This is a genomic window from Streptomyces sp. NPDC045022 (genome assembly GCF_056432605.1).
Genome location: NZ_JBWKIR010000013.1, coordinates 24,489 through 42,933, shown reverse-complemented (window position 1 = coordinate 42,933; position 18,445 = coordinate 24,489). Strand labels below are relative to the sequence as shown.

The 18,445-nt window shown below is 70.0% G+C and carries 17 protein-coding genes and 1 pseudogene; 10 read left to right on the top strand and 8 right to left on the bottom strand.

Going from position 1 to position 18,445, the window contains the following annotated elements; all coding sequences use genetic code 11:
* Positions 1-30 precede the first annotated feature (30 nt).
* From AC07C1_RS23390 to AC07C1_RS23365, 6 genes are all read right to left on the bottom strand, one after another.
* A complete protein-coding gene (locus AC07C1_RS23390; protein ID WP_478941813.1) occupies positions 31-1,014 on the bottom strand; it encodes an ABC transporter permease in 984 nt (327 codons plus the stop codon).
* A gap of 339 nt (positions 1,015-1,353) precedes the next feature.
* Positions 1,354-2,682, bottom strand: coding sequence for an LLM class flavin-dependent oxidoreductase (locus AC07C1_RS23385; RefSeq protein ID WP_478941812.1), 1,329 nt, complete (start codon positions 2,680-2,682; stop codon positions 1,354-1,356).
* Positions 2,683-2,726: 44 nt separating this feature from the next.
* Complete coding sequence (locus tag AC07C1_RS23380) at positions 2,727-3,773, bottom strand: aliphatic sulfonate ABC transporter substrate-binding protein (protein ID WP_478941811.1); 1,047 nt, start codon at positions 3,771-3,773, stop codon at positions 2,727-2,729.
* 36 nt (positions 3,774-3,809) lie between these two features.
* Positions 3,810-4,541, bottom strand: a complete 732-nt coding sequence (locus tag AC07C1_RS23375) for an ABC transporter ATP-binding protein (RefSeq protein ID WP_478941810.1) — start codon at positions 4,539-4,541, stop codon at positions 3,810-3,812.
* Complete coding sequence (locus AC07C1_RS23370; RefSeq protein WP_478941809.1) at positions 4,538-5,425, bottom strand: ABC transporter permease; 888 nt, start codon at positions 5,423-5,425, stop codon at positions 4,538-4,540. Before AC07C1_RS23370 ends, AC07C1_RS23375 begins: the two co-directional genes overlap by 4 nt.
* Positions 5,422-6,318, bottom strand: a complete 897-nt coding sequence (locus tag AC07C1_RS23365) for a TauD/TfdA dioxygenase family protein (RefSeq protein WP_478941807.1) — start codon at positions 6,316-6,318, stop codon at positions 5,422-5,424. The genes AC07C1_RS23370 and AC07C1_RS23365 overlap by 4 nt, the downstream gene beginning before the upstream one ends.
* A 570-nt stretch (positions 6,319-6,888) precedes the next feature.
* Between AC07C1_RS23365 and AC07C1_RS23360 the strand changes: the two genes are divergently transcribed.
* Positions 6,889-7,710 carry a class I SAM-dependent methyltransferase gene (locus AC07C1_RS23360; protein ID WP_478941805.1) on the top strand — a complete coding sequence of 274 codons (822 nt, stop codon included), beginning with the start codon at positions 6,889-6,891 and terminating at the stop codon, positions 7,708-7,710.
* Between the two features lie 399 nt (positions 7,711-8,109).
* Here AC07C1_RS23360 and AC07C1_RS23355 read toward each other — a convergent pair.
* Positions 8,110-8,434: pseudogene (locus AC07C1_RS23355) on the bottom strand (ATP-binding protein); the annotation flags it as partial.
* Positions 8,435-8,814: 380 nt separating this feature from the next.
* Here AC07C1_RS23355 and AC07C1_RS23350 point away from each other — a divergent pair.
* The gene (locus AC07C1_RS23350) at positions 8,815-10,440 is read left to right on the top strand and encodes an acetolactate synthase large subunit (RefSeq protein ID WP_478941803.1); all 1,626 of its coding nucleotides are present in this window, start codon (positions 8,815-8,817) and stop codon (positions 10,438-10,440) included.
* A 97-nt stretch (positions 10,441-10,537) separates the two neighbouring features.
* Here the strand turns inward: AC07C1_RS23350 and AC07C1_RS23345 are convergent, their stop codons facing one another.
* A complete protein-coding gene (locus AC07C1_RS23345; RefSeq protein ID WP_478941802.1) occupies positions 10,538-11,050 on the bottom strand; it encodes a hypothetical protein in 513 nt (170 codons plus the stop codon).
* A gap of 203 nt (positions 11,051-11,253) precedes the next feature.
* Here AC07C1_RS23345 and AC07C1_RS23340 point away from each other — a divergent pair, with 203 nt between their 5' ends.
* From AC07C1_RS23340 to AC07C1_RS23305, 8 genes are all read left to right on the top strand, one after another.
* The gene (locus AC07C1_RS23340) at positions 11,254-11,868 is read left to right on the top strand and encodes a DUF1326 domain-containing protein (protein WP_478941798.1); all 615 of its coding nucleotides are present in this window, start codon (positions 11,254-11,256) and stop codon (positions 11,866-11,868) included.
* Positions 11,865-12,623: a DUF2182 domain-containing protein gene (locus AC07C1_RS23335; RefSeq protein WP_478941796.1), complete on the top strand. Its 759-nt coding sequence runs from the start codon at positions 11,865-11,867 to the stop codon at positions 12,621-12,623. The genes AC07C1_RS23340 and AC07C1_RS23335 overlap by 4 nt, the downstream gene beginning before the upstream one ends.
* A gap of 297 nt (positions 12,624-12,920) precedes the next feature.
* Entirely contained in the window at positions 12,921-14,384 is a 1,464-nt protein-coding gene (locus tag AC07C1_RS23330; protein ID WP_478941794.1) for an FAD-dependent monooxygenase, read from the top strand.
* Between the two features lie 50 nt (positions 14,385-14,434).
* Entirely contained in the window at positions 14,435-14,773 is a 339-nt protein-coding gene (locus tag AC07C1_RS23325) for a TcmI family type II polyketide cyclase (RefSeq protein WP_478941792.1), read from the top strand.
* Entirely contained in the window at positions 14,770-16,038 is a 1,269-nt protein-coding gene (locus AC07C1_RS23320; protein WP_478941790.1) for a beta-ketoacyl-[acyl-carrier-protein] synthase family protein, read from the top strand. Before AC07C1_RS23325 ends, AC07C1_RS23320 begins: the two co-directional genes overlap by 4 nt.
* A complete protein-coding gene (locus tag AC07C1_RS23315; protein ID WP_478941789.1) occupies positions 16,035-17,249 on the top strand; it encodes a ketosynthase chain-length factor in 1,215 nt (404 codons plus the stop codon). Before AC07C1_RS23320 ends, AC07C1_RS23315 begins: the two co-directional genes overlap by 4 nt.
* A gap of 50 nt (positions 17,250-17,299) precedes the next feature.
* Positions 17,300-17,563: an acyl carrier protein gene (locus AC07C1_RS23310; protein ID WP_478941787.1), complete on the top strand. Its 264-nt coding sequence runs from the start codon at positions 17,300-17,302 to the stop codon at positions 17,561-17,563.
* A gap of 81 nt (positions 17,564-17,644) precedes the next feature.
* Positions 17,645-18,427 carry an SDR family NAD(P)-dependent oxidoreductase gene (locus tag AC07C1_RS23305; RefSeq protein WP_478941785.1) on the top strand — a complete coding sequence of 261 codons (783 nt, stop codon included), beginning with the start codon at positions 17,645-17,647 and terminating at the stop codon, positions 18,425-18,427.
* The last annotated feature ends 18 nt before the right edge of the window (positions 18,428-18,445 follow it).

The following is an 18,445-nucleotide window of genomic DNA, read 5'->3' as shown; positions in this document are numbered from 1 at the left end:
GGTGCGTCGGTCGTCGCGTCGGTGGTCACGTCAGCTCACCCGGACTCTCGGGTCGAGGAACACCGTGGCGATGTCCGCGAGGATCGCTCCGATCGCGGTCAGAGCCGCGGCGAAGGCAGCCGTCGCGACCGCGCCGTGTACGTCGTTCTTGCTGATGGTCTGGATGAAGTAGCGGCCCATGCCGTTCCAGCCGAAGATCGTCTCCGTGATGACGGCACCGGTGAAGACGGCCGGGACGCTGAACGCCACGGAAGCCGCCGTCGGGATGAGCGCGGCCCTCAACGCGTGCCTGCGGATGGCCTGACCGCGGGTGAGGCCGGTGGCCTGGGCGGTCCGCACGAAGTCGGCGTGGAGCATGTCGAGCAACAGTGAACGCTGCGTCAGGTGGTAGCCGACGTAACCCATCAGCGTGAGCGTCAGAGTCGGCAGGATCAGGTGCAGGAGGCGGTCACCGATCGTGGGGAGCAGTCCTTCGACGCCCGGTGAGTTCTCCCCGGCGACGTAGAGGAAGTGCAGCCCGGCGTGCTGGTTCAGCCAGATGGCGACGAAGACCATGGCGAGGGCGGCGACGGAGGTGGGGACGTTGAACACCACGATGGACACGGCCTGCGAGACCCGGTCGGCCCAGCCGTACTGCCGTGCGGCGGTGTAGACGCCGAGCGCGACGCCGATCACGACGGACAGCACCGTCGCGACGACGACCAGCTCCGCGCTGATGAGCGCCCGGTAGCCCACTTCGCCGTTGACGGAGACGCCGGTGGGGGACTTTCCCCAGTCGAAGCGCAGGGTCACCGAGGTCAGCCAGTCCCACCAACGGTGCACCAACGGCATCCTCGGGTCCAGGTTGTACGGCGCGAGGGCCCGGTCGATCTGTGCCTCACTGCGGACGGGCCGCAGTTCCTTGAAGTTCGACCGCGGGTCCAGCAACCAACTGGCCAGGAAGTACGTAGCGTTCGTCGCGATCACGATCATCAGAAGCCAGCCGACCGTCTTGCGCATCACATAGCGCATCATGCGCGGCACCTCCTCGCCACACACGAGATGTGTGCCTGTGGAGCACCGGGAAGACAGGTCGAATGCATGCGCGGTCAAGCTTTCTGCGGGCACGGAAGGAACACATGGAGATGTACACGTCAGCCTGGTCCGTACTTTGCCGCGGCACCAGGTTTTGCCTGGCGGCGCCATGAGGTCGACATGTTGCCGTAGCACGCAGTCCGGAATACGGTGCGATTCGGAACCTGCTCGGCCGTTACGTTCTGGCCGGCTCGCGCAGGTGCCCGGGCCGGCACCGCCGGGCAAGGCTTGTGTACGCCTCCCGGGCCGGCGGTGCACGGCGGCGGAGCAGTGTGCGGGTCAGTCGTGGAACTGGTTCGCCGGCACCGGGAGCCCGTAGTGCTCGCGCAGGGTCGTGCCCTCGTATTCCTCGCGGAAAAGGCCCTTGCCGCGCAGAATGGGGAGCACCTGCTCGACGAAGGTCGCAAGACCCGACGGCAGGGCGGGCGCCATGATGTTGAACCCGTCCGCGGCACCGCCCTCGAACCAGGCGATGATCGTGTCCGCGACCTGCTCAGGTGTGCCGACGAACTCGAAGTGACCGCGTCCGCCCCCGAGTCGGGAGATGATCTGCCGCACCGTGAGCTTCTGGCGCACCGCGAGCTCTACGATCAGATCGGAACGGCTCTGCGATCCCTCCAGCTTCGGCCTCGCCAGGATGAAGTCCGGCAGACTTTCGTCGAGTTCGAAGACCGACGGTTCGGTCTCGAAGACCGCGGCCAGCTGGCGCAGCCCGTACTCCGGGATGCGCAGGTCGTCGAACTGCTTCGCCAGCGCACGGGCTTCGGCCTCGGTCGACCCGATGTACGGGACGATCCCCGGCAGGACGATCACGGAGTCCGGGTCACGCTCCGCGGCCCTGGTCCGTGCCTTGATGTCCGCGTAGAAGGCGGCCGCACGCTCGTACGTCGTGTGGGCGGTGAAGATCGCCTCGGCGTGACGGGCCGCGAAGTCCTTGCCGTCCTCGGAGGAACCGGCCTGGACGAGCAGGGGGTAGCCCTGCGGAGGACGCTCGACGTTGAGCGGCCCGGCCACCTTGAAGTACCGGCCACGGTGGCCCAGCCCGTGCAGCCGCGCCGGGTCGGCGTAACGCCCCGTGGTCTTGTCGGCGACGACGGCCTCGGACTCCCAGCTGTCCCACAGTGCCTTGGCAACCCTCAGGAACTCGTCGGCCCGGGCGTAGCGTTCGGCGTGGCCGGGACGGTCGTCGAGGCCGAAGTTGGCCGCCTCGTCGGCCCCTGCCGAGGTGACGATGTTCCAGCCCGCGCGGCCCCCGCTGACGTGGTCGACGGACGCCAGCCGACGGGCGAGGTTGTACGGCTCGTTGTACGTCGACGACACGGTCGCGATGAGGCCGATCCTGCTGGTCGCCTGGGACAGCGCGGTCAGTAGCGTCAGCGGTTCGAGCTGGCCCGGGGGCCGGAACTCGCCGGTTCCGGTGAGGGCCGGCCCGTCCGCGAGGAACAGCGAGTCGAACTTGGCGCTCTCGGCGAGCCGGGCCAGCTCGATCCAGTGCTGGAGGTCGAAGTCGGCCCGTGGGTTGCTGTCGGGGAGCCTCCATGCCGCTTCATGGTGGCCGGCCTCCATGAGGAAGGCGTTGAGGTGGAGTCGCCGTGGTCTGGTGCTCACGAGTGCTCTCCTTTCCGTTGTGTCCGTTTTCCTGGCGGCCTTGCTCAGCCGAACGCCAGCTTCGAGCTGTCGTAGCCGGCCGGGAGGAGGTTGTCGGTGATCGACGGGACATCGACCTTCTTGGTGATCTGTCCCGCCTCCAGGAAGGCATCGGCGAGCTTCTGCTCCGCCGCGATGTCCGACTTCTGGATCGGAGTCACCCGGGTCTCGAATGCCTGCAGGGACGCCGTGGCGTCGGCCAGCGGGATGCCCTCCTCCTCGGAGATGGCCTGTGCGTACTTGTCCTCGTGCTTGATCGCATAGGCGAACTCGCGTGCCAGTCGCTGCAGAACGTCCGTCAGGGCGGCCCGCTTCGTGGTGTCGTTGAGCGACTTCTCACTGGCGACGTAGTAACTGCTCGTCTGGTCGATCGGCGGAAGGCCCTTGGCCAGGATCCGTGCCCCGTTCCTGACCGCGATCACCGACTGCGGGTTCCAGATCGACCAGGCGTCCACCTTGCCGGTGTTGAACGCCGTGGCGCCGGCCGCCGGGTCGAGGAAGACCAGGTGCACGTCCTTGGGACTGAGGCCGACGCTCTTCAACGCGTTGAGGGCCAGACCGTGCGCCGAACTGCCCTGCGGTACAGCGATCCTCTTGCCCTTGAGGTCGGCGAGCGTCTTCAGCTTCGACCCCTTCGGCACGATGATGTTCTCGTTCGACTGGCTGGGCCTGAGCGAGCGGTTGACGGCCACGACCTTGAAGCCGTACTCCTTCGCGGCGCCGGTGATCGGCGGTACGTCGCCGACGCTGCCCAGATCGATGTCGCCCGATGCGGCGGCCTGCACCAGCGGCGGTCCGTAGGTGAACCGGGCGAACTTCACCTTGTACGGCGCGTCGTCGAACGCACCGGTGATCTTCGCCAGGGCCTGGCTGCCGTCACCGCCGTTGTCTCCGATGGTGAAGGTGTACTTGCTCCACTCGGGGTGCGCGGACGCGCTGCCGCTCGACTTGCTCAGCGGCGCCGCCTGCGACGACGAGCCGCACGCGGCAAGGGTGCCCGTGAGGGCGAGCAGGCCGACGGCGCCGACGAGGCGGGTGGTTCTTCTGTACATGGTTTCTCTCCGCTTTGTGTGCAGTGGTGGAGGATGTCAGTGGTGACCGGCGATACCGAGGTCGTTCAGGAGCGCGGAACGCAGCTCCTCGCGGGCGACGCTCGCCTCGCGGTCCGCTGCCGAGAGCTGGACGGGATGTGCGGCGCCGATGCGTCCCTCGCTCATCACGACGATGCGGTCCGCCAGGGCGATCGCCTCGTCCACGTCGTGGGTGACCAGCAGCATGGCCGCGTGGTGCTTGCTGCGCAGCGCCCGCACGAGGTCGTGCATGCGCAGCCGGGTGATCGCGTCGAGGGCCGCGAACGGCTCGTCCAGCAGTACGAGTTCGGGCTCGGAGACCAGTGCCCGCGCGAGCGACACCCGCTGGGCCTCGCCGCCGGAGAGCTCCTTGGGCCATGCCCTCTCACGCCCCGCGAGTCCCACCTCGGCGAGCACGTCGCGGGCTCGCTGCTCCGCGTCGGGCCCGTACAGGCCGAGCGTGATGTTGCGCAGCACCCGCTGCCACGGCAGCAGCCGGTCGGCCTGGAACACGATCGCTCGCTTCGCCGGGACCTCCACCCGCCCGCCGTCGGGCCGGTCCAGTCCGGCGAGCAGACGCAGAAGGGTGCTCTTGCCGCAGCCCGAGGGGCCGAGCAGGATCACCAACTCCTCGTCGGCGACGGTGAGGTCGAGGTGGTCGAGCACCACTCGGTCACCGAACCGGCGGACGACCTGCTCGACGACGACTCCGGTCCGCCGACGGGTCTGTGTTCCGATCGTGCCGCTCATGACGCCTCATAACCGGGGCGCCACCGCAGCAGCACCCGCTCGAGTACCCGGACGAGCTGGTCGGCGAGCAGGCCGAGGAGCGAGTAGATCACCAGTCCCACGAAGACCTGGTTGGTCTGCAGATAGGTCTGCCCTTGAGTGATGAGGAAGCCGAGTCCCTTGTCGGCGTTGACCGTCTCGGCGGCGACGAGGCCCAGAACGCTGTATGCGAGGGAGAACCGGAGTCCGACCAGGAACCCTGGCAGGGCTCCGGGCACCAGCACCCGCGTCACGATGCGCCACGTGCCCGCACCCGTCGTGCGCGCCATCTCGATCAGGCGCTGGTCGACGCCCCTGATCGCGGCGAACAGGTTGAGATACATCGGGACGCCGGCCCCGAACGAGATCAGCAGCACCTTCGTGAGCTCGTCGATGCCGAACCACACGATCATCAGCGGCAGCACGGCCAGCAGCGGGATCGTGTTGAGGACCTGCACCACGCCGTTGAACAGGTACTCACCGCTGCGCAACAGTCCGCCGAGCACCCCGGTGACGATGCCCACGGTCAGTCCGATCAGGAGTCCGATGCCGGCCCGCTGCAGCGAGATGGTCACGTCCGGCCCGAGCACGCCCTGGTGCCACAGGTCGGCGGCGGATCTCACGATGGAGGTCGGCGCCGGAGCGTACGTCTTCGCCAGCACGCCGGCCCTGGCGAGAACCTCCCAGGCGAGCAGGATCACGACCGGAGTCGTATAGATCCCGAGCGGCCAGCGAAGGCGCTCGCGGAGCGTGCTGAACGGTGTCCGACGGCGGGTGTCGCGTGGCACGAAGACCTCGCGGTCCCGCGCGCTCGCCGACTCGGCGTCGGCGGTCCTGGTGACGGCCGGCGCCACGATGTCGGTCATGCGACCGTCTCCAGGACGCCGGTGTAGTGCGAGGCATCCCCGACGAGTTGCTCGCTGCGGCGGCCGTCGACACCGACCGGCACGTCTCCGGCCACCGTCACCCGGTTGAGGAGGCGCGGGTGGTCGTCGTGGTTGTCCACCCCGTAGTGCTGCGTGATGCGGTTGTCGAAGATCAGCAACTGGCCGGGCGACCAGGTCCAGCGCAGGACGTTCTCCGGACGCGTCACGTACGACTGCAGGATGCGCAGCAGATCGGCCGAGTCGCTGCTCGACAGCCCGGCGATCCGCTTGGCGAACCCGCCGATGAACAGGCCGCGTTCGCCGGTCAGCGGATGCACCCGCACGAGCGGGTGCTCGGCCTCGTACGGCGTCGAGACGAACACCCGGTCGTACTCCTGTCGCAGCGCCGTCGTGGCGGAAGAGCGGGCGTAGTCGTACTGGTTGGAGTGCACGACGCGCAGCGAGTCCGCTAGGAGGCGCAGCGGTTCGGGCAGGTCGCGGTAGGCGGCGGCCGCGTTCGCGATGAGCGTCTCGCCGCCGTACGGCGGGACCGTGAGGGACCGGAGGGTGGTGACCTGCGGCGGGTTGACCACGAAGGTGACGTCCGTGTGCCACTCGTTGGCCTTGGACGTCTCGCTGTCGACGGCGAGCACGTTCCTCGTACCGTCGGCGGCCGGCACGTTCGGGTGCGCGGTGGTGAGTTCGCCGAACCATGCGGCCACGCGCTCCTGACCGCCGTTGTCGAGGTTCACCTGGTCGAACACGATGGCCTTGTGTTCGTTGAGGGCCTGGCGGAGCGTCGTGACCGTCGAGGGGTCGGCCGGTGCCGTGAGGTCGACGCCCTCGACGACCGCGCCGATACGGCCGGTCAGCTTGCGGATGGACGGAGGCATGCGGAGGTCCTTCTTGACGAGGCGGCGGGCGCAGCACAGGGTGCGCCGTGACGAAGAGTGGGAGTGAAGGGGCGACTCGTGGGGCCGGCCCACCAGAAATTCGGTGGCCGTCAGGAGCGATGCGGGAGGGACGGAACGTCGACGGCGCTGACGGCATCTGATGCAGGTCTGGCGACCGGTGGGCAGGCACCGCCCCGGCTGGTCCACCGGCAGGTAGCTCCGAAGCCCGGCCGACCGCTCAGCAGATCTTCACTGACGGCCTCGGCCCGCCCGCACAGGCGAGGAGAGACGTGGCCAGGAGCCGGAGAAGGAGACCTTCAGAAGGTGGAGACGACGGTCACGCTGAGCACCGTATGCCGAGGTGCCGGCTCAGCGACAACAGAACGCGCTGGAGACGTGCGCCAGATCGATGTGGCGCCGCCGAGTGAGGTCCACGCGCGGGTTCATGGGACCGGAGTCCAGCAGAGGTCCATCGCGCTGGTCAAGAACTTCCCGGACGGGTCTTGCATGGCGGACACGAACAACCCTCGCACCTCCGGGAGCCGAGCCGCCCTGTGCCATGGTGATCCCATGGCCAGTGAGATCGGGTTCGAGCCCGGCCTCTACCGAGGCACCGCCGAGTACTACGACCGGTTCCGCCTCCCCTACCCCGACTCGATGATCGCCGATCTCGCACGCCGGGCAGCACCGTCGGGGCAAGGGCGTCTGCTCGACCTGGCATGCGGCACCGGCCAGCTCACGTTCCCGCTGCGGAACCGGTTCGCCGAAGTATGGTCCGTGGACGCCGAACCCGGCATGACCGAGGTGGTCCGCGCCAAGGCGAACGCGTCCGGCGCAGTCCACATCAGGACGATCACCGTCGGCGCCGAGGATCTCCACGCCGAGCCGGGCGGCTTCGAGCTGATCGTCATCGGCAATGCCTTCCACCGGCTCCCCCGCACCCTGGTCGCCCAGCGCGCCTACGGCTGGCTCAAGCCCGGCGGCTGCCTCGCGCTGTGCTGGTCGACCAGCCCCTGGACAGGCCCCCGGAACTGGCAGCGGGCGCTCGATGGCATGCTGCGCAGATGGCAGAACACCCTCGGCGCGTCCGGCCGCGTGCCCGTCGGCTGGGACCAGGCAAGGAAGCAGGACCCTGACCACGACATCCTGTCCCGTGCCGGGTTCGAGCCCGCCGGACTCCACGAGTTCTCCGTCGAGCACCACTGGACGATCCGTGAACTCGCCGGATACATCCGCTCGACGTCGTTCCTGCCGCCGTCGGTGCTCACGGAGCACGCCGCCGGGTTCGACGCCGACCTCACCACCGAAATCGGCTCCTGCGCAGCCGACGACCGCCTCACCGAAACGGTCAGCTACGCCTACCAACTGGCCCGCAAGCCGAGTCTCACGTGACCGCCCCTCTGGGCCGCCCGCCAAGCGGGTGTACCGACGGGCCCTGACGGCCGGTACACCGGTGGCGGCCCGCCCGGGGCTGCCGGCGTCGATTCATGACCCGGGGGTGTCCACGTCGACGTCGACGTGGAACGCTTGACTGTCGAGGGCCCAGCGTGCGGCCTGACGGTGTGACAGGTGGGTCAGGCCTGGCAGCCGGGCGGGGTGCTCGAGATGTTCCCTGTGCTGCCCTTGCGGACCGCCCGTGCTCAGCCCGCTGCCGCGCCCTGCGAAGTGACCTCGCCGTCGGCCTTCGCACGACGCGTCCGAGCCGAACTCGCCAGCTTCTCGGCGGCCACCTCGGCGGTGAGGTCCTGGATCTCCTCGCCCGCCTCGATGGCCGCACGCCTGACTTCCAGGGTCGGCGAGGGCGGTGACGAGCGTCAGGCCGCGGCCGCCGACGCGGAGGGCGTCGGATCCGGCGACGCCCGTCGTGATCTGCGGGTAGAGGTCCCCGCGTGCGTCGCTGACCTCCACGCGCAGACGGCCGGCCGAGGGGTCGAAGACGAGCGTCAGCCGAAAGCAGCGGCCGGGCACGCGGCCGTGGAAGACGGCGTTGGCGGCGAGTTCCGCGACGATGGCTTCGGCACGCTCCGTGAGGTCCCGCGGAACGCCCCAGGACCGCAGCTCGGTGACGCCGAGCAGCCGGGCGAGCCGGGGCACCGCGCCGTGTGGAGGACAGCAGTTGCGTAAAGCTGCGGGTCGGCGCTCACCGGTCGTGAAGACGGGTCGCAAACCGTTCGGGCGTGCCAGCTCCAGCGTCGACAGCCTGCACCGCAAGCTGCTCACCCCGGTGGTCAACGTGCTGATCACCGGCGCCGTCGGCCTGCTGGTGCGTCCCTTACCCGCCCAGCGGGAAGACGGTCCGGGCGGTGCTGTCGGCGCCCGCCGCCTCACGCAGACGTTGACGAGCGTGAAGCCCAGGAACGCGCCGAAGTTGATGAAGGAGGTGGCGTCGGTGAGCGAGAGGTTCATGGCTCGCCACGTCCGTCGTGCGGCTGTTGACCGTGACGCCGTCGCCCAGCTTGCGAATCCGGTGTGCCGCGCGCATCAGGCGGTCGACTTTTGCGCTGTCTGCGAGCCGAGGGCGTGGAGTACGTCTTCGGAATCCCCGGCGAGGACAACATCCGCTTCGTCGACGCCTTGCAGGGTTCCGGGATCAGATACGTCCTGGTGCGCCACGAACAGGCCGCCTCGTTCATGGCGGAGATCTACGGACGGCTGACCGGCCGGGCCGGGGTGTGTTCGGCCACGCTGGGCCCCGGCGCGATCAACCTGCTGCTCGGCACCGCAGACGCCATGACCAACGGCTCGCCGATGGTGGCCCTGGCCGCCCAGGGCTCCCTGCGCCGCACCCACAAGGAGTCGCACCAGGTCATCGATCTGGTGTCGATGTTCGCTCCCGTCACTCAGTGGGCGGCCCGCGTGGAGTGTCCGGACGCGGTGCCGGAGATGGTGCGCAAGGCGTTCAAGACCGCGCAGAGCGAACGCCCCGGTGCCGTGTTCCTGGCGGTGCCGGAGGACGTCGAAGCGGAGCTGCCCGCCGGGCATGTGGCACCCCTGCAGATCGATGCGGTGCACGCCGATGCGCCGTCTCTCTCGCAGATCGCGCGGGCGGTCGAGATCCTCACCGCGGCACGGCATCCCGTCGTGCTGGCCGGTCACGGTGCCGCGAGGGCCGGGGCCTCAGCCGCTCTCATGCGGTTCGCCGAGCGGTTGGACATCCCGGTCGCGACCACGTTCCACGGCAAGGGCGTGTTTCCGGACGACCATCCGAACGCCCTCGGCGCGCTCGGCTTCATGCGCCACGACTACGGCAACTTCGGCTTCGACGCTGCTGACGTGCTGGTCTGCGTGGGCTACGAGATCCAGGAATTCGATCCGGCCAAGATCAACCCGGACGGCGACAAGCGCATCGTGCACGTGCACCGCTTCCCTGCCGAAGTGGACGCCCACTACCCGGTCGCAGTCGGCGTCCAAGGTGATCCCTCGCAGGCGCTGGACGCACTCGCGGCAGCACTGCCCGACGGACTCACCTACGACTCGGCGAGCAGCGCGAAGATCCGTACACTGCTGGACGCCGAACTCCAGTACGGGCGCGACAACGAGGCATTCCCCCTGGTGCCGCAGCGCGTGGTGGCCGATGTCCGCACCGCGCTGGACCGCCACGACATCGTGCTCGCCGACACCGGCGCCGGGAAGATGTGGATGTCCCGCCTCTACCCCACCTACGAACCGGACACGTGCCTGGTCTCCAACGGCCTGTCCACCATGGGCTTCGCGTTGCCGGGCGCCATCGCCGCCAAACTGGCCCGGCCGGACCGACGCGTCCTGGCCATGATGGGCGACGGATCCTTCCTGATGAACTCCCAGGAACTGGAGACCGCCGTCCGCGAGCGCATCCCCCTGGCCGTCCTCGTCCTCGTGGACGAGGAATACGGACTGATCACCTGGAAGATGGAACTCGAACTCGGCCGCCACAGCCACACCCGGTTCACCAACCCGGACCTGGTCGCCTACGCCGAGAGTTTCGGTGCACGCGGCCATCGGGTCGAGTCCGCCGACCAGCTGCTGCCCGCACTGCGCCGCGCCCTCGACGACGATGGCGTCTCCGTGATCGCCTGCCCCGTCGACTACTCCGAGAACCTCCGCTTGACCGACCGACTCGGCAGCCTCAGCGGCCCGTTCTGACCTGCCGGCCCAATGAGCGGACGACAGCCCGACCCGCCGTGCTGGCGCCCGGCATCAGGGGCCTCCCAGAACTCCCCCGCCTCGGTGATCTCTCCGATCAACCGAGCCGAGGTCCCCATCGAGCTGCCGGACGACGTCCAGGGGGACGCCGACCCTCATCGGCCGTCATGATCCCGTAGGTCGCCAGCCCGTACATCAGGTGCGGTACGACGTCCGACGCCCAGTCCTTCGCCGACCAGCTTGTCGGATCGCTGACCCCCAGCCGTGCCATCGGCAGGTCGGTCGCCGCCATGGCCAGGGCGCCGGTGACCACACCACCCAGCCACCAGGGCATCCGGATGCCGGCCCGGCGCAGCACGGAGACCGCCACGCCGACACCGCAGCCGACGGCGATGCCTGACAGGGCGCCCAGGCCTGAGATCCGGTTGTCCCGGGTTTCTCCTGACCCGGGGACCGGATGCCCCATGTCCTGGGCGATCTTGTCCACCGTCTGGGCCGGCGTCTGGCTCGAGGGCCTGCCTCGCAGCGCCATGTCGGCATAGGTCACAGCGTTCAGTACGGTCGTCCCGACGGCGCCTGCCGCGCCACCGCGCACAATTCTCTGCATCATGCCGGGCCGCGTTCCCCGGCACTTCGTCCCGAATCGGGACGGTACCTGAACGCGTCTCCACCCCGCGGCCGGCCGAGTCGGCCGTGCTCGGGGTGGACCTGCGCGACGGGGTCGACGGGAATAGCGTGGGGAGGAACGGCACCGGGACGGGGCGGGCCTCCCGAGGCGTTCCCTGGGGGGACGCGCAACAGGGAGGAAGCGTCATGCCCTGGAAACTGAACGGCACGTACCTGGAGAGCTGCAACTGTGACGCGGTGTGCCCCTGCACCACCTCGGGCATGACCGCCCCGGCCGATCACGAGCGCTGCCAGGTGACCTTGGCGTTCCACGTGGACAGCGGGAACGTGGACGGCGTGGACGTCTCCGACCGCAGCGTCGCCGTCTTCATCGACGCGCCGCAGGTGATGGCCGAGGGCGGCTGGCAGGTGGCGCTGTACGTCGACGCCTCGACGGACGACGGCCAGGCGGAGGCGCTGGGCAAGGTCTTCTCCGGTCAGGCGGGCGGGCCGATGGCGGCGCTCACTCCGCTCATCGGCGAGGTCCTCGGCGTGGAGCGCGTCCGCATCGACTACCGCGACGACGGTCGCCGCCACGCCGCGCGGGTGGGTGACGCCATTGACATCGAGATCGAGGACCAGGTCGCCCCGCAGTTCGGCGAGGACGGTCCGGTGATGGGTCTGACCGGCATGTTCCACCCGGCGAACAGCACGCTGACGATCGCCCGGTCCACCCGGGCGACGGGCGACGGCGTGTACGGCCGGTCCTGGGACTTCACCGGCGGCAACGGGCACTCGGCGCCCTTCACGTGGTCCGGATGAGCGGTGGGCCGGCCGCCGTCCACCGCGGGGCAGGCCCCGCCGGACTGCTGCTGGTCGCGGCGGCCGCCGCCTGGGCCTGGCTGGTGACGCGCTGGGGCGGCACGCAGGCGGTGCCGGGCACCATGGGCCTGGGCCTGCCCGCCTTCCTGGCCGTGTGGACGCTGATGATGGTCGCGATGATGCTGCCCGCCACGGCGCCGGTCGCCGCGCTGTACGCACGCTCCATCACCGTGCACCGGGCGCCGCGCATGGTCGTTTTCACAGTCGCCTACCTGCTCGTCTGGTCCGCGGCCGGGCTGCCGGCCTACTGGCTGGCCGCGGGTCTGGGCCGGGCGGTGAGCCTCCCCGCCGCGGTGGGGACCGCAGTGGCCGCGACCGTGTTCGCGGTCAGCGGCGTCTACCAGCTCACGCCCCTCAAGGACCGCTGCCTGGCGAGGTGCCGCTCGCCGATCGGGCTGATGCTCCGCTACGCCTCGTACCCCGGGCCCTGGCGTGATCTGCGTGCCGGAGTCCACCACGGGGCCTTCTGTCTGGGCTGCTGCTGGTCGCTGATGGTCCTGCTGGCGGCGTTCGGTGTGATGAACCTGTGGGCCATGGTGATCCTGGCCGCCGTGATCAGTGCGGAAAAGCTGGCTCCGCTCGGCCGTCTGCTGGCCCGCGCCGTGGGGATCGCCTCGATCGCCCTGGCCATCGCCGTCTTCTGGGTCCCGGCACTGGCTCCGGGCCTCACCGGCGGCGGCATGGCCGGGATGTGACCAGCGGCTTCGTGCCGTTCCCTGACCGCCTTCTTACGTTCCCATGACATTCGGGGAATCGACTGACACGAGCTTTGCGTAATCCTGAAAACAAGGATCTTGCGCGCTCGACCTGCGGCGAAGAGACTCATTACCAGAGTCCGGTGCTTTGTCTTCGGGCCCCGATTTCCTCGGGGCGCACCAGCCATTTCGATTCTGTTTCGTAAAGGCCCCAGGGATTTTTCCCTGCGGGGCCTTTTCTTCGTGTTCCAGGAGTGTTCCGCCGGACCTGTCAACCACTGGAGAGAGGCGGTAGTCATGGACACCGCGGTGATCATCGTGGGCGCGGGCCCCGTCGGGCTGATGCTCGCGGGCGAGTTGCGGCTGGCCGGGGCGTCCGTCGTCGTACTGGAGCAACTGCGGGAACCCACCAGGCAGTCCCGGGCGCTCGGCTTCACCGTGCGGACGATGGAGATCCTGGACGAGCGCGGGCTGCTCGACCGGTTCGGTGACATTCAGACCAGCCCCGTGGGCCACTTCGGCGGACTGCTCGTGGACTTCGCCGCGCTGGGCAGCCCGCACCGCACCTCGCACGGAATCAAACAGTCGCAGACCGAGGAAGTACTCGGAAAATGGGCCGCGGAACTCGGCGCGGACATCCGGCGCGGACACCGGGTCACCGGAATCGAGCAGGATTCCTACGGCGTCGAAGTCCAGATCACCGGACCGGACGGGCCCCGGACGCTGCGTGCCTCTTATGTCGTGGGGTGCGACGGCGGACACAGCACGATACGGAAACTCGCCGGATTCGATTTCCCGGGCAAGGCGGGAACGTACGAGATGCTGCTGGCCGATGTCACCGGCTGCGAGATCGACGCCAGGCCCTTCGGTGAGCGGCTGCCGGGCGGGGTCGCCATGGCGGCCCCGCTGGGCGAGGGGGTGCACCGGCTGATCGTCAAGGAGCACGGCGCACCGGCCCGGGAGCGGCCCGCGGAGTTCACCGACGTCGCGGCCGCCTGGCGGCGGCTGACCGGGCAGGACATCGGCCACGCCACGCCGGTGTGGGCCAGTTCGTTCAGTGACGCCAGCAGGCTGACCAGCGCCTACCGGCGCGGGCGGATCATGCTCGCGGGCGACGCCGCCCACATTCATCTGCCGGCCGGCGGCCAGGGCATGAACGTCGGCATCCAGGACGCCGTCAATCTCGGCTGGAAGCTGGCCGCGGTGGTCGGTGGCTGGGCCCCGCCCGGACTGCTCGACACCTACCACCGCGAGCGGCACCCGGTGGGCGAGCGGCTGCTGATGAACACCCGGGCGCAGGGCCTGCTGTTCCTCGGCGACGAGGAGGTGCAGCCGCTGCGCGACCTGCTCGGCGAGCTCATCGCGCTGCCGGAGGTGAGCCTCCACCTCGCCGAGATGGTCACCGGTGTGGAGGTCCGCTACGACGTGGGCCCCGGCGACCACCCGCTGCTCGGCCGCCGCCTGCCCTTCCAGGAACTGGTGGCGCAGGACGGTGACAAGACCAGCACCGCCGAGCTGCTGCGGGCCGGCCGCGGTGTCCTGCTCGACCTGGCCGGCGATGGCGCCGTACGGCGGATCGCCTCGGCCTGGGATGGGCGGGTCGACGTGTTCACCGGCCGGCCGCACGAACCGGCGCAGGGCAGCCCGCTCCCGGGCACGCGGGCCCTGCTGCTCCGCCCCGACGGCCATATCGCCTGGACGTCGCCCGGCAGCGGCGACCTGCCGCGGTCCCTGTACCGGTGGTTCGGTCTGCCGCGCTGAGGCGCTGGAGGGTACCGCCGGTCAATCACCCCACAGAGAAGAGGACACGGATGCACAGCACCCTCATCGTGGCCCGGATGGACCCCGAGTCGCGGGCCGAGGTCGCCCGGCTCTTCCGGGAGTTCGACGCCACGGAGATGCCGCACCTGATGGGCACGCGGCGCCGCCAGCTGTTCGCCTACCACGGCCTGTACTTCCACCTCCAGGACTTCGACCACGCCGGCGGCGGAGACACCATCGAGGCGGCCAAGAACGATCCGCGGTTCAAGCAGATCAGCGCCGATCTCCGCCCCTTCATCGACCCCTACGACCCCGCCTGGCGGACGCCGTCGGACGCGATGGCCGAGCGCTTCTACCTGTGGAACCCGAAGGAGGCTGGATCACAGTGACCCGACGCGTCGTCATCACCGGCATCGGCGTGGTGGCACCGGGCGCCACCAACGCGAAGGACTTCTGGGCCCTGCTGACCGCGGGCCGTACAGCCACCCGCACGCTGTCCTGCTTCGATCCGACGGGCTACCGTTCGCGGGTCGCGGCCGAAGTGGACTTCTTCCCCGGCCAGCACGGTCTGCAGCCGCAGGAGCTGCGCCGGATGGACCGGGCCGCGCAGTTCGCCGTGGTCACCGCGCGCGAGGCGGTCGCGGACAGCGGCCTCGACTTCACGGCTGCGGACCCGGCGCGGGTGGCGGTCGCCATCGGCAGCGCGGTGGGCGCCACCATCAGCCTGGAGAACGAGTACCGGGTGGTCAGCGACGACGGCCGGCTTCCCCTGGTCGACCACACCTACGCCCCGCCGCACCTGTACCACCACCTGGTGCCCTCCTCCTTCGCCGCCGAGGTGGCCTGGGCGGTGGGCGCCGAGGGACCGGCCGCGGTCGTGTCGACCGGCTGCACCTCCGGTATCGACGCGGTGGGCTACGCCGTGGAACTGATCCGTGAGGGCACCGCGGACATCGCCGTCACCGGCGCGACCGAGGCGCCGATCTCGCCCATCACGGTCGCCTGCTTCGACGCCATCAAGGCGACGTCGACGTACAACGACGACCCCGAACACTCCTCCCGGCCCTACGACGCCACCCGTACCGGGTTCGTCCTCGGCGAGGGCGCGGCCGGGTTCGTGCTGGAGGAGCTGGAGAGCGCCCGGCGGCGCGGGGCGCACATCTACGCGGAGATCAGCGGGTACGCCTCGCGCTGCAACGCGTACCACATGACGGGTCTGCGCGCCGACGGTGCGGAGATGGCCGAGGCGATCCGGGTGGCCCTGGACCAGGCGCGGCTCGACCCGTCCGACATCGACTATGTCAACGCGCACGGCTCGGGCACCAAGCAGAACGACCGGCACGAGACCGCGGCCTTCAAGACCAGTCTGGGCGCTCACGCGTACCGGGTGCCGGTCAGCTCCATCAAGTCGATGATCGGGCATTCGCTGGGCGCGATCGGCTCCATCGAGATCGCCGCCTCCGCGCTGGCCATGGAGCACAACGTGGTGCCTCCCACGGCCAACTTGCACCATCCCGACCCCGAACTCGACCTGGACTACGTGCCGTTGCACGCCCGCGAGTGGCGCACCGACTCGGTGCTCACCGTGGGCAGCGGGTTCGGCGGCTTCCAGAGCGCCATGGTGCTCGCCCGGCCCGACAGGAGGGCAGCATGACCAGGACCGTCGTCGTCACGGGCGTGGGTGTCACCGCGCCCAACGGGTTCGGCGTCGATGCCTGGTGGGCGGCCACCCGGCAGGGCGTCAGCGGCATCCGGCCGGTCAGCCGGTTCGACGCCTCGGGCTATCCGGCCGGGCTGGCCGGGGAGGTGCCCGGCTTCAGCCCCACGGAGCATCTGCCGAACCGGCTGGTCCCGCAGACCGATCACATGACGCGGCTCGCGCTGGTGGCCGCCGACTGGGCGCTCGCCGACGCCGACGTCAAACCGGGCGACCTGCCCGACTTCGACGCCGGCGTGATCACGGCGGCGTCCTCCGGCGGCTTCGAGTTCGGCCAGCGGGAGCTGGAGAACCTGTGGAGCAAGGGCAGCAAGTACGTCAGCGCCTACCAGTCGTACGCCTGGTTCTACGCCGTCAACACCGGCCAGATCTCCATCCGTAACGGCATGCGGGGGCCGAGCGGCGTGGTCGTCTCCGACCAGGCCGGCGGGCTGGACGCGATCGCGCAGGCACGCCGGCAGATCCGCAAGGGCACCACGCTGATCGTCTCCGGCGGCATCGACAGTTCCCTGTGCTCCTGGGGCTGGGTGGCGCAGATGGCCGCGGGGCGGATGAGCACCCGCGCCGATCCCGGCCGCGCCTACCTTCCCTTCGACCGCGATGCCGACGGCTTCGTGGCCGGCGAGGGTGGTGCTCTGGTGGTCCTGGAGGACGCCGAGCACGCCCGCGAGCGCGGCGCCCGCGTCTACGGAGAGATCGCGGGGTACGCCGCCACGACCGACCCACGGCCCGGCGGCGACCGGCCCCCGGCGCTGGGCCGGGCGATCTCCCTGGCACTGGCGGACGCGGGCGCCGCGCCCGGCGACGTCGACGTGGTCTTCGCGGATGCGGCGGGCGTACGGGAGCTGGACCGCCAGGAGGCCGGGGCGATTCGCGAGGTGTTCGGCGCCCGGGGTGTTCCCGTCACCGCGCCGAAGACGATGACCGGGCGGCTGTACTCGGGGGCCGCGTCCCTGGACGTGACCGCCGCGCTGCTGGCCATCCGGGACGGGATCATCCCGCCGACCGTCAACGTGACCCCGGATCCCGCGCACGAACTGGACCTCGTGACCGGGGTGCCGCGCTCGGCGGACGTGCGCACCGCGCTGGTCATCGCCCGCGGTTACGGCGGGTTCAACTCGGTGATGGTGGTGCGCGCCGTCGGCTGACCCGGCCGCCGCCCCAACGCCTTCGACGACCGACAGAGAGGGAACGGCCCATGACCGCACACGAGTTCACCATGGACGACCTGCGCCGCATCCTGCGCGAGGGCGCCGGCGAGGATGTCGACCTGGACGGCGACATCGACGACGTCACCTTCGGCGACCTGGGCTACGACTCGCTCGCCCTGCTGGAGACCGGTGCCCGGATCGGCCGCGAGTACGGCATCGAGCTGGAGGACACCGTCTTCGTCGACGCCGAGACGCCGCGTCAGCTGGTCGACGCGCTCAACCAGCAGCTGCTCTCGCTGCGCACCGCCTGATTCCCCGCCCGGTGGAGGGCGGCCGGTCCCCACCGGCCGCCCTCCACCGTTTTCCGCTCACTTCTCCACTCGGGAGGGTTCATGACCACACAGCAGCCCGTGGCGCTGGTCACCGGCGCGACCAGCGGCATCGGCCTCGCGGTCACCAGGGTGCTCGGCGAGCTGGCGCACCGCGTCTTCCTCTGCGCGCGGACCGCGGAGTCCGTCGCGGCCACCGTCAAGCAGCTGACGGAGGAGGGGCTGACCGTGGACGGCCGCGCCTGCGACGTCCGGTCGGGCACCGACGTCCGCGCCTTCGTGCAGGCCGCCGTCGACAGGTTCGGGACGGTCGACGTGCTGGTCAACAACGCCGGCCGCAGCGGTGGCGGGGTCACCGCCGATCTCACCGACGAGCTGTGGTTCGACGTCGTCGACACCAACCTGCACAGCGTCTTCCGGGTGACGCGGGAGGTGCTGACCACCGGGGGCATGCGGCACAAGGACCGGGGCCGGATCATCAACATCGCCTCCACGGCGGGCAAGCAGGGCGTGGTCCTGGCGGCCCCGTACTCGGCCTCCAAGCACGGGGTGGTCGGCTTCACCAAGGCACTCGGCAACGAACTCGCGCCCACCGGGATCACCGTCAACGCGGTCTGCCCCGGCTATGTCGAGACCCCGATGGCCCAGCGCGTGCGGCAGGGGTACGCGGCGGCCTGGGAGACCACTGAGGACGCCATTCTGGAGCGTTTCCAGGCCAAGATCCCGCTCGGCCGCTACTCCACGCCCGAGGAGGTCGCGGGGCTCGTCGGCTATCTGACCAGCGACACCGCCGCCTCCGTCACCGCCCAGGCGATCAACGTCTGCGGTGGCCTCGGCAACTTCTGACCGCCCGTCGGCGCCGAC

Excerpts from the sequence above, each read along its gene's own strand:
- AC07C1_RS23390 (WP_478941813.1), bottom strand. The coding sequence starts at position 1,014 with ATGATGCGCTATGTGATGCGCAAGACGGTCGGCTGGCTTCTGATGATC.
- AC07C1_RS23380 (WP_478941811.1), bottom strand. The coding sequence starts at position 3,773 with ATGTACAGAAGAACCACCCGCCTCGTCGGCGCCGTCGGCCTGCTCGCC.
- AC07C1_RS23375 (WP_478941810.1), bottom strand. The coding sequence starts at position 4,541 with ATGAGCGGCACGATCGGAACACAGACCCGTCGGCGGACCGGAGTCGTC.
- AC07C1_RS23370 (WP_478941809.1), bottom strand. The coding sequence starts at position 5,425 with ATGACCGACATCGTGGCGCCGGCCGTCACCAGGACCGCCGACGCCGAG.
- AC07C1_RS23365 (WP_478941807.1), bottom strand. The coding sequence starts at position 6,318 with ATGCCTCCGTCCATCCGCAAGCTGACCGGCCGTATCGGCGCGGTCGTC.
- AC07C1_RS23360 (WP_478941805.1), top strand. The coding sequence starts at position 6,889 with ATGGCCAGTGAGATCGGGTTCGAGCCCGGCCTCTACCGAGGCACCGCC.
- AC07C1_RS23345 (WP_478941802.1), bottom strand. The coding sequence starts at position 11,050 with ATGATGCAGAGAATTGTGCGCGGTGGCGCGGCAGGCGCCGTCGGGACG.
- AC07C1_RS23340 (WP_478941798.1), top strand. The coding sequence starts at position 11,254 with ATGCCCTGGAAACTGAACGGCACGTACCTGGAGAGCTGCAACTGTGAC.
- AC07C1_RS23335 (WP_478941796.1), top strand. The coding sequence starts at position 11,865 with ATGAGCGGTGGGCCGGCCGCCGTCCACCGCGGGGCAGGCCCCGCCGGA.
- AC07C1_RS23330 (WP_478941794.1), top strand. The coding sequence starts at position 12,921 with ATGGACACCGCGGTGATCATCGTGGGCGCGGGCCCCGTCGGGCTGATG.
- AC07C1_RS23325 (WP_478941792.1), top strand. The coding sequence starts at position 14,435 with ATGCACAGCACCCTCATCGTGGCCCGGATGGACCCCGAGTCGCGGGCC.
- AC07C1_RS23315 (WP_478941789.1), top strand. The coding sequence starts at position 16,035 with ATGACCAGGACCGTCGTCGTCACGGGCGTGGGTGTCACCGCGCCCAAC.
- AC07C1_RS23310 (WP_478941787.1), top strand. The coding sequence starts at position 17,300 with ATGACCGCACACGAGTTCACCATGGACGACCTGCGCCGCATCCTGCGC.
- AC07C1_RS23305 (WP_478941785.1), top strand. The coding sequence starts at position 17,645 with ATGACCACACAGCAGCCCGTGGCGCTGGTCACCGGCGCGACCAGCGGC.